General features: G+C 68.8%; 15 protein-coding genes and 1 pseudogene. 6 read left to right on the top strand and 10 right to left on the bottom strand.

Going from position 1 to position 14,675, the window contains the following annotated elements:
- Both GOAMI_RS20715 and GOAMI_RS22775 read left to right on the top strand, forming a co-directional pair.
- Window positions 1–1,165: pseudogene (locus GOAMI_RS20715) on the top strand (DUF222 domain-containing protein); the annotation flags it as partial.
- Window positions 1,166–1,228: 63 nt separating this feature from the next.
- Window positions 1,229–1,690, top strand: coding sequence for a DUF5655 domain-containing protein (locus GOAMI_RS22775; RefSeq protein WP_006438565.1), 462 nt, complete (start codon window positions 1,229–1,231; stop codon window positions 1,688–1,690).
- Here the strand turns inward: GOAMI_RS22775 and nadC are convergent.
- The 4 genes from nadC to GOAMI_RS20695 form a co-directional block, all read right to left on the bottom strand.
- The gene (gene nadC, locus GOAMI_RS20710) at window positions 1,612–2,520 is read right to left on the bottom strand and encodes a carboxylating nicotinate-nucleotide diphosphorylase (protein WP_006438564.1); all 909 of its coding nucleotides are present in this window, start codon (window positions 2,518–2,520) and stop codon (window positions 1,612–1,614) included. The genes GOAMI_RS22775 and nadC overlap by 79 nt on opposite strands.
- A 14-nt stretch (window positions 2,521–2,534) precedes the next feature.
- The gene (nadA, locus tag GOAMI_RS20705; protein WP_006438563.1) at window positions 2,535–3,608 is read right to left on the bottom strand and encodes a quinolinate synthase NadA; all 1,074 of its coding nucleotides are present in this window, start codon (window positions 3,606–3,608) and stop codon (window positions 2,535–2,537) included.
- A gap of 172 nt (window positions 3,609–3,780) precedes the next feature.
- On the bottom strand, window positions 3,781–4,302 hold the full coding sequence (locus tag GOAMI_RS20700; protein WP_006438562.1) for a DUF1990 domain-containing protein: 522 nt from the start codon (window positions 4,300–4,302) through the stop codon (window positions 3,781–3,783).
- Window positions 4,299–4,589 (bottom strand): helix-turn-helix domain-containing protein, encoded by a 291-nt coding sequence (locus GOAMI_RS20695; protein ID WP_006438561.1) that lies wholly within the window; start codon window positions 4,587–4,589, stop codon window positions 4,299–4,301. Before GOAMI_RS20695 ends, GOAMI_RS20700 begins: the two co-directional genes overlap by 4 nt.
- Before the next feature lie 87 nt (window positions 4,590–4,676).
- On the opposite strand from GOAMI_RS20695, the gene map reads away from it, so the two are divergent.
- Complete coding sequence (gene map, locus GOAMI_RS20690) at window positions 4,677–5,462, top strand: type I methionyl aminopeptidase (RefSeq protein ID WP_006438560.1); 786 nt, start codon at window positions 4,677–4,679, stop codon at window positions 5,460–5,462.
- Between the two features lie 17 nt (window positions 5,463–5,479).
- Window positions 5,480–6,274 carry an NUDIX hydrolase gene (locus GOAMI_RS20685; protein ID WP_006438559.1) on the top strand — a complete coding sequence of 265 codons (795 nt, stop codon included), beginning with the start codon at window positions 5,480–5,482 and terminating at the stop codon, window positions 6,272–6,274.
- Here the strand turns inward: GOAMI_RS20685 and GOAMI_RS20680 are convergent.
- The 6 genes from GOAMI_RS20680 to GOAMI_RS20655 all read right to left on the bottom strand — a co-directional run bounded on the left by GOAMI_RS20680 (window position 6,237) and on the right by GOAMI_RS20655 (window position 11,569).
- Window positions 6,237–6,866 carry a DUF2567 domain-containing protein gene (locus GOAMI_RS20680; protein ID WP_006438558.1) on the bottom strand — a complete coding sequence of 210 codons (630 nt, stop codon included), beginning with the start codon at window positions 6,864–6,866 and terminating at the stop codon, window positions 6,237–6,239. The genes GOAMI_RS20685 and GOAMI_RS20680 overlap by 38 nt on opposite strands.
- Window positions 6,863–7,102, bottom strand: a complete 240-nt coding sequence (gene bsaP, locus GOAMI_RS20675) for a biotin synthase auxiliary protein BsaP (protein ID WP_006438557.1) — start codon at window positions 7,100–7,102, stop codon at window positions 6,863–6,865. The genes GOAMI_RS20680 and bsaP overlap by 4 nt, the downstream gene beginning before the upstream one ends.
- Window positions 7,103–7,163: 61 nt before the next feature.
- A complete protein-coding gene (gene bioB, locus GOAMI_RS20670; RefSeq protein ID WP_006438556.1) occupies window positions 7,164–8,201 on the bottom strand; it encodes a biotin synthase BioB in 1,038 nt (345 codons plus the stop codon).
- 52 nt (window positions 8,202–8,253) lie between these two features.
- Window positions 8,254–9,054, bottom strand: coding sequence for a dethiobiotin synthase (gene bioD / locus GOAMI_RS20665; protein WP_006438555.1), 801 nt, complete (start codon window positions 9,052–9,054; stop codon window positions 8,254–8,256).
- A complete protein-coding gene (locus GOAMI_RS20660) occupies window positions 9,051–10,256 on the bottom strand; it encodes an 8-amino-7-oxononanoate synthase (protein ID WP_006438554.1) in 1,206 nt (401 codons plus the stop codon). Before GOAMI_RS20660 ends, bioD begins: the two co-directional genes overlap by 4 nt.
- The gene (locus GOAMI_RS20655; protein ID WP_006438553.1) at window positions 10,253–11,569 is read right to left on the bottom strand and encodes an adenosylmethionine--8-amino-7-oxononanoate transaminase; all 1,317 of its coding nucleotides are present in this window, start codon (window positions 11,567–11,569) and stop codon (window positions 10,253–10,255) included. Before GOAMI_RS20655 ends, GOAMI_RS20660 begins: the two co-directional genes overlap by 4 nt.
- Before the next feature lie 135 nt (window positions 11,570–11,704).
- On the opposite strand from GOAMI_RS20655, the gene GOAMI_RS20650 reads away from it, so the two are divergent.
- Window positions 11,705–12,262, top strand: a complete 558-nt coding sequence (locus tag GOAMI_RS20650) for a TetR family transcriptional regulator (protein WP_006438552.1) — start codon at window positions 11,705–11,707, stop codon at window positions 12,260–12,262.
- A 144-nt stretch (window positions 12,263–12,406) separates the two neighbouring features.
- Complete coding sequence (locus GOAMI_RS20645; protein WP_006438551.1) at window positions 12,407–14,584, top strand: acyltransferase family protein; 2,178 nt, start codon at window positions 12,407–12,409, stop codon at window positions 14,582–14,584.
- Window positions 14,585–14,675: the final 91 nt, after the last annotated feature.

The raw sequence follows: 14,675 nt of genomic DNA, 5'->3' as shown, positions 1-14,675 counted from the left end.
CGCGGTCATCGACGTCCTCGACCAGATCCCGCACGCCGTCAACCACGACATGAAGGTCGCCGCCGAACGACAGATGACCGAGATCGCCATCGACCACACCCCCACCGACATCACCAACCTCGGCGCCCGACTGCTGGCCCACCTCGACCCCGACGGCACCCTCACCGACGACACCGACCGCAAACGACGCCGCAACCTCTCGGTCAACCGGCAACGCGCCGACGGCACCGCGAAGATGACCGCCACCCTCACCCCCGAACTACTCGCACGCATCACCATGCTCCTGGCCGTGTGGGCAAAACCCGGCATGAACAACCCCGACGATCCCGACTCCCCACACGGGTCGATCGAGGACGCCGACCCCGACGCGGTGGCTGCCGCCGCCGAACGCGATGACCGCAGCCCGGCCCAGTTGAATCACGACGCCCTCAACGCCCTGCTGAAAGCGGTGTTCGAGGACGGACTCCTGGGTAAGAGCCACCGCGGACTCCCCGTGCAGATGATCGCCAAAGCCGACCTCAACGACCTCATCCGCGAAGCCGGGTTCGCCACCACCGCCACCGGCACCCTGATCCCCATCCCCGACCTGATCGACCTCGCGGCCGACGCCCAACCCTGGCTGGCCGTGTTCAAAGACGCCACCGCCGTCCCGCTCTACTTCGGACGCGGCAAACGACTGGCCACCCGCGAACAACGCCTCGTCTCCTTCGCCCGACCCGACGGTCACGTGTGCTCCACACCCGACTGCGACCTGGCCGCCACCCACGTGGAAATGCATCACGCCCAACTCGATTGGGGCCTCGGCGGACTCACCGACCTCACCCCGGCGTGCCCGAAACACAACCGCATGGTCGGCGATCAACCCGGCCAATACACCACCCACATGGTCCGCGAGGGACCCGACGAAGGGCGTTGCGCCTGGCGGCTCAACACCCAACCAGGCGCACCCCCCAACCCCGAACGCATCAACCGGCAACCCGACATCCCCCGGCCGATTCGCCGAACACCTCCAACACGTACGCACCGACATCCACGGACCCACCACGGCGTCCGGCGATCAACCACGCCTGCACCTGCGCCAAATCATCGCGACCTACGCAACGCCTCCGACGCCGAAGCCACCCTCGCCTCGATAATGCTCGCCGCCGCATACCCGCGCGCCTGAGAATCACACTCGAGAAGAAATGGTGGACCGCCTTCGAAGATCACGTGCGATGCTGGAGCAAGCATGACCACGGACACCCCGCACGACGTCGAGGACTTCTTCGCAGGCTCGCCGGAGGGCCTGTCGATCCATGGCGCGGTCGAGGAAGCCATCCGTGATCTGGGAGACGACATCGCTGTCCGAGTCACCAAGAGCCAGATAGCTTTCCAACGCCGGACCGGCTTCGCCTACGTGTGGCGCCCCGGCATGTATGTGCGATCCGATGTGCCGGCGGTGTTGTCGATCGCCCTTCGGCACCGCGTCGACTCTGCTCGATTCAAGGAGGTCGCGCACCCGTCACCGCACGTGTGGATGCACCATCTGGAGATGCGTGCCACGGCGGACGTGGACGCGGAGGTCCGCCGGGTGGCTCGGCGAGGCCTACGACGCCGCGGGCTGACCGCCGATCAGACCTGCGGCGCGGGGACGTCCAGCCCGAGGTCGAGCACCGTGACCGAATGCGTCAGTGCACCGACGGCGAGGTAGTCGACGCCGGTACGGGCATAGTCCTCGGCGACGTCGAGGGTCAGGCCGCCGGAGCTCTCCAGCTTGGTCTGCGGCGAACGAGTGTTGCGTCGCTGCACGGCCATCTGGGTTTCCCACGGCTCGAAGTTGTCGAGAAGCACCAGCTGCGGTTCGAGGGGAAGGACCTCGTCGAGCTGGGCGAGCGAGTCGACCTCGACCTCTACGGGCAGACCCGGAGCGGCCGCACGAACGGCTTCCAACGCAGCCGCGACCGAACCGGCGGCGACGACGTGGTTGTCCTTGATGAGGGCGGCATCGCCGAGACCCATCCGGTGGTTGACTCCGCCACCGGCGCGCACCGCGTACTTCTGCAGCAGACGCAGACCGGGCAGCGTCTTACGCGAGTCACGGATCTGAGCGGACGTACCGGAGACCGCATCGACCCACGCCCGGGTTGCGGTCGCGATCCCCGACAGGTGGCAGATGAGGTTCAGCGCAGTGCGTTCGGCCGTCAGCAGGGCGGCCGTCGGAGCGTGGACGCGCAGGACGGTGTCGCCGGGTTCGACGACGCTGCCGTCGGCGACAACGTCCGTCACCTCGAAATTGCCCTCGCCGATGACCTCGTCGAACACCGCGATCACCACCGGAACACCGGCGATGACGCCAGGTGCACGACTGACGATCGCGGCGTCGACGACGGAGCCGGCCGGGACGGTCGACGCGGTCGTGATGTCCGGTCCGTACCGCAGGTCCTCGTCGAGAGCGGTCCTGATCAGCGCACGGATCTCGTCGTCGACAGCCAGTTCCAGCGCGTCGCCGGCCGACGCCTGACCGATGAAACCGTCACTCACCGCAGAGCTTCCGGTCACTCGCCCGAACCCGGGTTACCGATCGCGATCATCCGCTCGACGCTCTTGCGGGCCTTCTCCGCGACGTCGGTGTCGACGAACACCTCGTCGCGGCCCTCACGCAGGCACCGCAGCAGCGCGGCCGGCGTGATCATCTTCATGTAGGGGCACGACGCGCGGTCGTTCACCGCCTGGAAGTCGACCCCGGGCGCGGCCTTGCGCAGCTGGTGCAGCATGCCGACCTCGGTGGCGACGAGGACCTGCTTGGCGCCGGTCTCGCGAGCAGCGTCGAGCATGCCGCCGGTCGAGAGGATCTTGACTCGATCCTCGGGCACGGCACCCTCACCCGCCAGGTAGAGAGCCGAGGTCGCACAACCGCATTCGGGGTGGATGAAAAGGTCGGCATCGGGGTGCGACGCGGCCTGGTCGGCCAGCTCGTCGCCGTTGATGCCGGCGTGCACGTGGCACTCACCCGCCCAGATGTGGATGTTGTCGCGGCCGGTCTCACGCTTGACGTGCGCACCGAGGAACTGGTCCGGAAGGAACAGGACGTCGCGATCGGGGTCGATCGACGCGACGACGTCGACGGCGTTCGACGAGGTGCAGCAGATGTCGGTCAGACCCTTCACCTCGGCGGTGGTGTTCACGTAGGACACCACGACCGCATCGGGGAACTCGGCCTTCCAGGCGCGCAGTTCGTCGGCGGTGATCGAGTCGGCCAGCGAGCAACCGGCGCGCTCGTCCGGGATGAGGACGCGTTTCTCGGGGCTGAGGATCTTGGCGGTCTCCGCCATGAAGTGGACGCCGCAGAAGATGATCTCGTCGGAGTCGACCTCGGCCGCGATACGCGACAGGGCGAGAGAGTCACCGACGTGGTCGGCGACATCCTGGATGGCGGGAAGCTGATAGTTGTGCGCGAGCAGGGTCGCGTTGCGGGCGCGCGCGAGGCGTCGGACCTCGTCCGCCCACTCCTGAGTCGGTTCGACGCCGGTGTAGCCACCTGGTGCGTCGAACCATTCGGCATCGAGGAGCCCTGAGCCCGAAACTGCTGGCGCGGTCACGGCCGCCGGGCGATCACTGGTGATGCTCATTGCCACTCCTCTGGCTGTCCCGGGGGCGTCTACGACCCCGGGTCATCGGGTCCCCGGAGCACGGGCCGTGTGTCCGAGGCATGGTTTTCGACTCATGGTCGAAAACACTATGCATCGTAACATTCACCACACCGGGTTCATTCCCGTCATCCTCGCGGCAGATCACGCACCCTCAGGCGCACATCAGGGCATCGAGGTAGCGTTCGGCGATCCGCGACTGCACCACTCGCCCGATCGGGCCGCCGATCCGCGTGAACCAACGACCCGGCCGGGAGAAGGCGACGACGTGCGCGATCACGAAATCGTCCGGAAGTCGCTCAACCCAGAACCGCTCCTCCCCGATCTCGGGATGCCCCGACAAGGTGCCGTACGCGAAGCCGCGTTCGGCCCCCGAATCGTTCGAGACCGAGTCGATCACCTCGATGACCCGGCACGCGGCGGAGATGCCCACCGGACCCAGCCCCAGACGCATCGTCACCACCGAGCCGACCGCGGCACGCGGGGTCGAGGCATCGACGCCCACTCCGGCACGACGATGCATGTCCCAGTTCAGGATTCGTCGCGCGGCCAGGTCGAAACATCCCTCGCCGGCACCGATCACACGCGAGCGGCGCAGATGGTGATAGCCCGCCGGTAGCTCTCCGGCGGTCGCACCGACCTCCTCGTAGGTGAGGTCCGACGGGTGCGGGGTCACCCGGCGCGCACCACCGCGGAGTCGAGGCCGGCGTCGCCGAGGACGGTGTCGGTGAACACCAGGGCCAGGTCGTCGAGGGAGGTGTTCAGCGACCGCGCGAGTGCAGCGATCGTGGCGAACGCGGGAGTCGGCATCCGGCCCGTCTCGATCTTGCGCAACGTCTCCGGAGAGATTCCGGCGCTGACGGCGACCTCACCGAGGGACCGGTCGGCGCGGAGTTCGCGCAGTCGTGCGCCCAGACGGCGGCCGGCGGCGATCTGTTCCGGGGTCAACGGGTTGCGGACCATGCACAGAGCCTAGCGGATCCGGTATACATATACCGATTGCTGGTATTTCTATACCAGTCCACTCATCCGATCGCGAAGGGAACGAGAATGGTCGAGCTGAAGTCGCCATCCGAGATAAGCGCCATGGGGGTGACCGGTGCGTTCATCGCGGACCTGCTCGCCGACCTCGCCGAACGAGCCGATGTCGGCGTCAACCTGCTCGAGCTCGAGCATCGCGCCCGTGACCTCATCGCCGAACGCGGCGCGCAGTCCTGCTACTGGGACTATTCCCCGTCCTTCGGCCGCGGCCCCTTCCGCAACGTCATCTGCCTCTCCGTGAACGACGCCGTGCTGCACGGGCTGCCCCACGACTACGTCCTGGCCGACGGCGATCTGCTGTCCATGGACATCGCGGTCTCGATCGACGGTTGGGTGGCCGACTCGGCCCGCAGCGTCATCGTCGGCACGCCCCGCCCCGAGGACCGGCGACTCGTACAGGCAACCGAGGAAGCGTTGGAAGCAGCCATCGACGCCGCCCGGCCCGACGCCCGGCTCGGCGACATCTCCGCGGCGATCGGGGCCGTCGCCAAGTCGTACGGATACCGCGTCAACACCGAGTTCGGCGGCCACGGACTCGGCCGCACGATGCACGAGGACCCGCATGTCGCGAACATCGGCAAGGCCGGTCGCGGAATGAAACTGCAGCCCGGGTTGACGCTGGCGCTCGAGCCCTGGTTCACGCTCGGCTCCGAGCGGGTCAAGTTCGACGCCGACGGCTGGACGATCCGATCGTTCGACGGCTCTCGCGGCGCGCACAGCGAACACACCATCGCGATCACCGACGGCGCGGCGCGCGTGTTGACGTCTCCGAATGGGCGGTCGCCGGGCGTCTGACCCATACAATCGACGCCATGCCAGCCGCCGGGTCCGACCCCTCCAGCTCCGACGGCCCCGAAGCGTTCAACGGCCCCAAAGCGATCAACGGCCCCAAAGCGATCAACGGCTCCGGCGTTCTGCGGGTCGAGGTCCTCAGCGTCGTCTTCCAGGTCCGCACTCCGCCCGCTGCCGACGGCTCCGACGTCCGCCCCGCGCTCTGCGTCCTGCTCTCTCGAGCCGGTACCGACGCCGAGCCCGGCCGGTGGTCTCTTCCGGGCGGCGACGTCGCCGGTGACGAGAAGTTGTCGGTCGTCGCTCGACGCCTCGTCGCCGACAAGATGGACGTCCGCGACATCGCCCACCTCGAACAGCTGTCGGTCTTCTCCGATCCCGGACGCGTTCCCGGCATCCGCACGATCGCCTCGACGTACATGGGCCTCGTCCGCTCGGACAGCCCGGTGACCCTTCCCGACGGCGCGGCCTGGTTCGACGTGGACGCACTGCCCCCGGTGGCCTTCGACCACGCCGAGATCATCGACACCGCCCGGCACCGGCTGGCCGCCAAGCTCTCCTACACCAACATCGCCTTCGCGCTGGCACCGAAGCAGTTCCCGATGTCGGAGCTGTCGGAGATCTATTGCGCCGCACTCGGCTACGCGGTGGACACGACGAACCTGCTACGCATCCTGAGTCGACGCGCCGTGGTGGTGTCGACCGGCACCGTCGGCAAGACCGGGCGATCCGGCGGGCGGCCGCCGGCGCTCTATGCCTTCGCCGACAACGAGTTACGCGTCACGGATGAGTTCGCGACACTGCGTCCACCGATGTGACCTCGGACCCTGACGGATCGTCACCGGCACGGTGATCGACATCGAGATCGCCGACGCCGAGGTCCGCCGTGCGTGAGGACAACGCACAGACCAGGTAGACCATCGCGAAGGCGAACGGCGCGCAGATGAGCAGGGTCCAGGGTGCACTGTGTCCGGCGCGCGTACCGCCATCGAGCCAGAGTTCGGGCACCACGCGGTACACCGAATCGAGCGGGAGCCCGGCGATGTCGTCGTCGAATCGCAGGCCGGCCAACCACATTCCGACCTGCGCACCGATCGCGGACCCGGCCACCGTACCGAGCGCAGGGACCAGGAATCCGGTGACGCCGCGCCACGGCCGTGCCGCCGCCCATGCGACGAGTGCGGCGATGCCGCCGTAGGCGAACATGATCAGCGCGAAGGCGCCGACACCGTCGAATCCGGTCGGGATGTCCTCACGGGTCAGGCCCTTGACGACGACGCCGGTCGTGGGCGGTGTCACCAGCGCCCAGATCGCGCCGGCGACCGCGCCGAGCACGATCACCGCCGCGGTCGCGGTGAGCAGGGTCGCCACCGACCGGGCGGCACGCCGCCCGGACACCGGACCGCTCACCGACGCCCCAGTTCGGCCGAGTCGACCGTCCCGTGGCGGGAGCACCTGGCGCTCCAGCCGTCGGGTCGGACCTGCACGACCATGCGGCGCCCGCACTGTCCGCAGAAGCGCGGAGGTTCAAGCCCCAGACGCGCGGCCGGCGGGATGGCGTCGGGTGCCTGCAGTTCCAGTTCGAGGCCCGTGTACACGCCGTACCTGCACGGTTCGGCGAGCGGCCCCGGGACGGTGTCGATCATGAGAGAACACGCTACCGATCGTCGCGAGGATGTAGGAGAGGACGAGCGTCGATCGTGTCCCTCAGATGGTGTCGTTGAGTGACTTGATCGGCATCGACAGGTCGCTGAGCAGGTCGAGGTCGTCCTCCGCGGGCCGGCCGAGCGTCGTCAGGTAGTTGCCGACGATGACCGCGTTGATGCCGCCGAGGATGCCCTGCTTGGCGCCGAGGTCGCCCAGGGTGATCTCGCGGCCGCCGGCGAAACGCAGGATCGTGCGCGGCAGCGCGAGGCGGAAGGCGGCCACCGACTTCAGCGCCTCGGACGCGGGCAGCACGTCGAGGTCACCGAAGGGCGTACCCGGACGCGGGTTGAGGAAGTTCAGCGGGACCTCGTCGGGCTCGAGTGCGGCCAGGTCGGCGGCGAATTCGGCGCGCTGCTCGAGGCTCTCACCCATGCCGAGGATGCCGCCGCAGCACACCTCCATGCCGGCCTCGCGGACCATGCGCAGCGTGTCCCAGCGCTCCTCCCACGTGTGGGTGGTGACGACGTTCGGGAAGTGGCTGCGCGCCGTCTCGAGGTTGTGGTTGTAGCGGTGCACGCCCATGTCGCGGAGCTGGTCGACCTGTTCCTGCGTGAGCATGCCGAGGCTGCAGGCGATCTGGATGTCGACCTCGTTGCGGATGGCCTCGATGCCGGCGGCGACCTGGCTCAGCAGACGCTTGTCGGGTCCGCGGACGGCGGCGACGATGCAGAACTCGGTGGCACCGGTCTTGGCGGTCTGCTTGGCGGCCTCCACCAGCGACGGGATGTCGATCCAGGCACTGCGCACCGGCGAGGCGAACAGACCCGACTGCGAACAGAAATGGCAGTCCTCGGGGCAGCCACCGGTCTTCAGCGAGATGATGCCCTCGACCTCGACCTCCGGGCCGCACCACTTCATGCGCACGTCGTGGGCGAGCTGCAGCAACTCGGTCAACCGGTCGTCGTCCAGGCGCAGCACCGCCAGGACCTGGTCGCGGTCGAGCGGTTCACCGCGCTCGAGCACCTGCTCGCGGGCGATGGCGAGGATGTCGTCGGACGTCTGTGCGTCGCGGGCGGTGTCGACGGTTGCCTGTGTCACGGGCTGAACTCCTTGTACTGGAACTGATTACGCGGGCTGGAAAAAAGACGGTCTATGAGGTCCCGGCGAGCGATGCCGGATGGTCGGCGAGGGAGCCGGCGAGCCAGTCGGGGTCGAACCAGGTCGGCGCGGTCCGGCGGAACCGGGCGGGATCGAGGGCGGCGGCACCCGCGGGCAGCACGCCGATCACCGGGACGCGGGTGATCCGCGGCAGGTCTGATCGGTTGCAGCGCATGGCGAGGTCGGGGTCCGGCGGCCACCACCCGATGACGAGTCCGGCGGGCCGGAGGCCTCGAGCGCGAACGGCGTTCACGGTCAGCTCGGCATGGTTGAGCGCACCGAGGCCCGGTGCGACGACGATGACGACGCCGTCGTACGTCCCGGGTGCCAGTGTCGCTGCGGCGACGTCGAGGATCGTGGCGGACTCCCCCAGTCGCACCAGCACACCGCCGGCGCCTTCGACGAGGGTCAGGTCATGGTTGGCCGCGAGGTCGTCGACCGCCCGCACGATGACGTCAGGATCGGCGAGCGGCATCTCCGCGCGTCGCGCCGCGGTGTCCGGGGCGAGCGGTTCGGGATAGCGGTAGGACTCGACCGTGGTCACTTTCCCGGCGAGGCGCGTGACCTCGGCGAGGTCGCCGGGTTCGCCTGGTGCGACGCCGGTTTGGACGGGTTTGCAGACGGCGACTCGGGTCACCGGCCCTTCGAGGCTCGGCGCTAGCGCTCCTCGCACCTCAGGGAGCAGGAAGGCGGCGGCGAGGGCCGCCGTCGCGACCGTCTTGCCGACGTCGGTCGAGGTGCCGGTGACGGCGAGAACGCGTCCGCGTGCCGGTGATGGTGTCGGCGCGCTCATCGTGCACCCACCTCATGCAGTGCGGCGTCGACGACCTCGGCGACGTGGTCGAGGGTCGCGGCATCGAGGTCGGCGCGCACCGTGATGCGCAGCCGGGAGGTGCCCGGCGGGACCGATGGCGGGCGGAAGCACCCGACGAGCACTCCGCGGTCACGGCAGGCCGCAGCCGCGTCGACGGCGCGTTGCGGGTCGCCGACGATGATCGAGATCACCGCTGCCGCGGGTTCGTCGACGCCGCATGCGCGGGCCAGGCGACGGGCGTTGCCGCGCAATCGGTCCGGTAGCGCGGGATCGGAACGCAGGACCCGCAGTGCGGCCCGCGCCGCGCCGACCGCCGCCGGATTCAGTCCGGTGTCGAAGATGAACGGACGCGCACAGTCGATCAGGTGTGACCGTAGGATCTCCGGCCCGAGGACCACTCCGCCCTGCGATCCGAACGATTTGGACAGCACGGTGGTGACCACGAGGTCCGGCGCGCCGGAAAGTCCTTGTTCGGCAACGAGTCCGCGCCCGCCGGGACCACGGACACCGACGGCGTGGGCCTCGTCGACGAGCAGCACCGCACCGTGCGCGCGAGCAGCCGCATACAGATCGGCGACGGGGGCCGGTTCGCCGTCGATGCTGTACACCGAGTCGGTGACGACGAGTGCGCGTTCCTCGGTGCGCTCGGCGAGGGCGGCCCGCACGGCCTCATGATCCCCACGATCCACCACGACGACCCGTGCCCGTGACAGCCGGCACCCGTCGATCAGCGACGCGTGCGAACCGGTGTCACTCACGATGAGATCGCCGCGTCCGGCGAGTGCGGTGACCGCGCCGACATTGGCCAGATAGCCGGAGGAAAAGACAAGTGCCGCAGGAAAACCGAGGAAGTCGGCGAGCTCCGTCTCGAGGTCGACGTGCGCCTGCGTGGTGCCGACGACCAGCCTCGACGCCGTCGATCCGCCACCCCACTGGGCGGCCGCGGCCCGCGCGCCGGCGACGACGTCGGGGTGCGTCGACAGACCGAGGTAGTCGTTGGAGCCCAGATTGATCGCGTCGGCACCGACTCGACGGACGTGCGGCTCGCGATGCAGCCCGGCGGCGGCGCGGTCGCGTGCGGCCCCGGCAAGCCAGGCGAGTCCGACCTCGCCCGAAGCCACCCCACCCGAGGCGATGTCGTCGGCCTGGCCGGCCGCGGGCTGTCCCGAGGTGATGGTCATGACCGTGCTCCCACGAGTTCGGCGGTCGTCGAGTTCTGGTCGCCGAGGGTCGCCCGCACCGCGGCCGTGATACCGCCAACGATCGTCGAGATGTCGTCGGGCGTGGAGATGAACGGCGGCATCGTGTAGACGAGGTTGCGGAAGGGCCGCAGCCACGCACCGGCGTCGACGGCGGCCGCGGTGGCCGCGGACATGTCGACGGGACGGTCGAGTTCGACGACCCCGATCGCGCCGTGGACCCGGACGTCGACGACGCCGTCGAGCTCCCGCAGTGGCGCCAGGCCGTCGGAGAGACCTCTCTCGATCGCCGCCACGCGTTCGGCCCAGGGCGTCTCCAGCAACAACTCGATGGCGGCGACCGCCACCGCGCACGCGAGCGGGTTGGCCATGAAGGTCGGGCCGTGGGCGAGTCCGCCGGCCTCGCCCGCACTGATGACCTCGGCGAGGTGTGCGGTACAGAGTGTGGCGGCAAGCGTCATGTACCCGCCCGTCAGCGCCTTGCCGACGCACATGATGTCGGGGGCGACGTCCGCGGCGTCGGCGGCGAAGAGCATCCCGGTCCGACCGAAACCGGTGGCGATCTCGTCGAAGATCAGCAGGACGCCGTGGCGGTCGCAGATGTCGCGCAGGGCGGACAGATATGCCGGGTCGTGGAAGCGCATGCCGCCGGCGCCCTGGACGACCGGTTCGACGATGACGGCGGCGAGCTCGTCGCGGTGCTCGCGGATCGAGGCCTCCAGGGTGGCGACGTACTCGGGTCGATACTCGGCGGGCGGAGCGTCGACGAAAACCTGTCGCGTGAGGACCGCCGACCACATCGAGTGCATGCCGCCCTCGGGGTCGCAGACGCTCATCGGCGTGAAGGTGTCGCCGTGGTAACCACCACGCCAGGTCAGCAGGCGCGTGCGCTGCGACTGTCCGCGGCTGCGCCAGTACTGCAGCGCCATCTTCACCGCGACCTCCACCGAGACCGAGCCCGAGTCGCAGAAGAACACCTTCTGCAGCGGTTCGGGGGTGAGCTCGACGAGGAGTTGTGCGAGCCGGGCGGCGGGTTCGTGGGTGAGACCGCCGAACATCACGTGCGACATCCGTCCCATCTGAACCGCGGCCGCGGCATCGAGGCGCGGGTGCCGGTAGCCGTGGATCGCCGCCCACCAGGAACTCATGCCGTCGACGACCGAGCGCCCGTCGGCGAGTTCGAGGTGAACTCCCGACGCCGACGACACCACCAGGGGTTCGGTCGTCGCGGGCAACGCCCCGTAGGGATGCCAGATGTGCTCCGCGTCGACACGGCTGATCTCGCCCTGGTCCACGGCGCGCTCCTCCTTCTTCTACCCCGGGGATCACCTGGACACCGTCCAGGATTCCTGAACACCGTACAGGGACGCCTGGACGGTGTACAGGCGGCTCGCGCGGGCCGGCGTCGGACCGGTGACTACGCTGACCGCGTGAGCAACAGCCGGACCGACGTCCTCCGCGCGGCCCGCGACATCCTGCGCGAGCACAGCCTGGCCGATCTGTCGATGCGCCGGCTCGCCACCGAGCTCGGGGTGCGTCCCAACGCCCTGTACTGGCATTTCCCCAACAAACAGACCCTGTTGGCCGCACTTGCCGACGACATCCTGGGTGCCGTCTCGATTCCGGCCACCGACCTGGCGTGGGACGAGCGGCTACGTCTGCTCGCCACCGGGATGCGTGCCGCCCTGCTCGATGTGCCCGACAGTGCCGAGGTCGTGTCGTCGAGTTGGGCGAGCGGCCTGTCCACGAAGGCGATCACCGCCGACATCGTCTCGGCCGGGCATGCCGGCGGGTTGTCGCTGCGTGACGCGGAGGCCGTCAGCACTGCGGTCTGTCAGCTCGTCATCGGTCTGACCATCGAGGAACAGACCCGCGCGCAGATGGAACGCCTCGGCGTCACCGGACCGTCGGGCCGGGACTTCGACGGCGAATTCGTGGACGGGTTGACGATCATCCTCGACGGGGCACGCACCCGTGCGCGTCGGTGAGATCCCCCGACTCGTGACCGACTCCACCAGCCGTCGTGGGCGGTGCGAATCGAGAAATCACAGGTTCGACGGGTAGATTGCTACGCGGCCGAACCGCCCGTCCCCGACCCGAAAGACTTCCCTGTGGCATCGACGACTCGAGTAGTGGCGCCGGAGTCGGCCCCCTCGACGCCGACGACCCCTGCCTACCGCACCGACCTCGACGGTCTGCGCGGTATCGCGATCACCCTCGTGGCCTGTTTTCACGTGTGGTTCGGCAAGGTCTCCGGCGGCGTCGACGTCTTCCTCACCCTGTCGGGGTACTTCTTTCTCGGTTCGCTCCTGCGGCATGCGATCTACGCCCAGAAGCCGAACGTCACCTTCCGCGACACCCTGAACCCGTGGCCGCGGCTGAAGCGACTGCTGAAGCGACTACTGCCCGCGCTGGTCACCGTGCTCCTGGCCGTCACGGTCCTCACCGTCGTGATCCTGCCGCAGACGCGCTGGGCCAACATCGGGCAGGAGGTCGTCGCGAGCGCGCTGTACTACCAGAACTGGTATCTCGCGTTGAATTCGCAGGACTACCTGGCCGCGAGTTCGGCGAACAGCCCGCTGCAGCACATCTGGTCCATGTCGATGCAGGGACAGTTCTTCGTCCTGACCCTGCTCGTCGCGCTGGCCTTCGCCGGGTTCCTGAAAGTCGCCGCCCGGCTCGCGCGTCCGTTCGCCGACCCTCGCGTCATCAAGTTCCTCGTCGGCGCCGCGGTGTTCGTGGTCGCGCTGGGGTCGTTCTACTGGGCACATCGTGGGATGGCCATCAACCAGCCGTACAACTACTACTCCACGATCTCGCGGCTCTGGGAGCCGCTCGCCGGCGGCCTGCTGGCGATCTGGCTGCCGAGTCTGCGGGTGCCGAACTGGGTGCGCAACGCCGCGACCGTCGTGGCCCTGGCACTGATCATCAGCTGCGGCTTCTGGATCGACGGCGTCAACGAGTACCCGGGTCCGATGGCGCTGGTCCCGGTCGGCGCGACGCTGCTCATCATCTGGGCCGGCGCGACCGCGCTGCAGAAGCCGGCGCGAGGCGGTCACGCGGCGCCGGACACGATGCCCGCGGTCAACCGGATGCTGGCGAGCACGTGGCCGGTGTGGCTGGGAACCATCGCGTACGCGCTGTACCTGTGGCACTGGCCGTTGCTGATCTTCTATCTCACCTGGCGTGACAAGAACCACGCGAACTTCCTCGAGGGCGTCGGGATTCTCGGGTTCTCGATCGGTGTGGCCTGGCTCACGAAACGCTACATCGAGGACCCGCTCCGCGGCGGTGACCGGTCGGCCCTCACTCGAGGCACCCGCGACGGCCGGTCGCGCCGGCTCTCCTACACGTCGGTGGTGACCTCGATCCTGCTGCTCGGCACCGTGGTGGCCGGCGTCGGTATCAAGCTGTGGGAGAACCACGTCGACAACATCGTCGTCGACACCAAGAATCTCGACCCGCGGTCGTACCCGGGTGCGCGCGCACTCCTCGACGGGTGGCCCGTCCCCGCGCTCGACCCGCAGCCGTCGGCCCTGGAGGTGATCCAGGACTTCCCGGAGACCTCGACCGACGGGTACATGAGCGACTTCACCGACAACGAGATCCACGTCGGCGTCTACGGCGACCCGAACGCGACCCGCACGATCGCTCTGGCCGGCGGTTCCCACGCGGAGATGTGGATCTCCGCGCTCGACACCCTCGGCAAGCGCAACGGGTTCAAGGTCAAGACCTACCTGAAGATGGGTTGCCCGCTGTCGACCAACAAGATCCCCAAGCAACGCGGCGTCCCCTATCCCGAGTGCTACGACTGGGGCCAGCGGGTCATCGACCGGGTGATCTCCGAGAAACCAGACGCCGTCTTCACCAATTCGACGCGTCCGCGCGACTACCAGCCCGGCGACTGGGTGCCGCCGGACTACCCCCCGATCTTCGATCGCTTTCTCGACGCCGGCATCCCGGTGCTCGGCATGCGGGACACCCCGTGGCCGAAGAACGGCAAGGGCACCATCGACACCCCGATCTGCCTCGCCGACGGCGGCGACGCGGAGAGCTGTGGTTCGCGGCGCGCTGCCGTCCTCGCTCCCGAGGACCCGGCGCGCGAACTCGCCGCCACCCGCCGAGACTTCCACCCGCTGGACATGTCGAACGGCATCTGCACCGACGACTTCTGCCCGGCGATCGTCGGCAACATCACCGTGTACAAGGATCCCCATCACCTCTCGGCGACGTATGTCCGGAGTCTCACCGACGAGCTCGGCCGGCAGATGGAGGCCCAACTGCCGTGGACCGGCCCACTGGTTCCATGACCTGCGTCTTCCGCATCGCGGCCCACCCGCGGCCACGCGGACGACGGACGTGACCGCTTTGCCGGATGATGCCCTGTCCGAGATGACCGCC

Source organism: Gordonia amicalis NBRC 100051 = JCM 11271 (assembly GCF_000332995.1).
Lineage (GTDB): Bacteria > Actinomycetota > Actinomycetes > Mycobacteriales > Mycobacteriaceae > Gordonia > Gordonia amicalis.
Note: the sequence above shows the minus strand (reverse complement) of the source record. Positions and strands in the feature narration are given on the sequence as shown.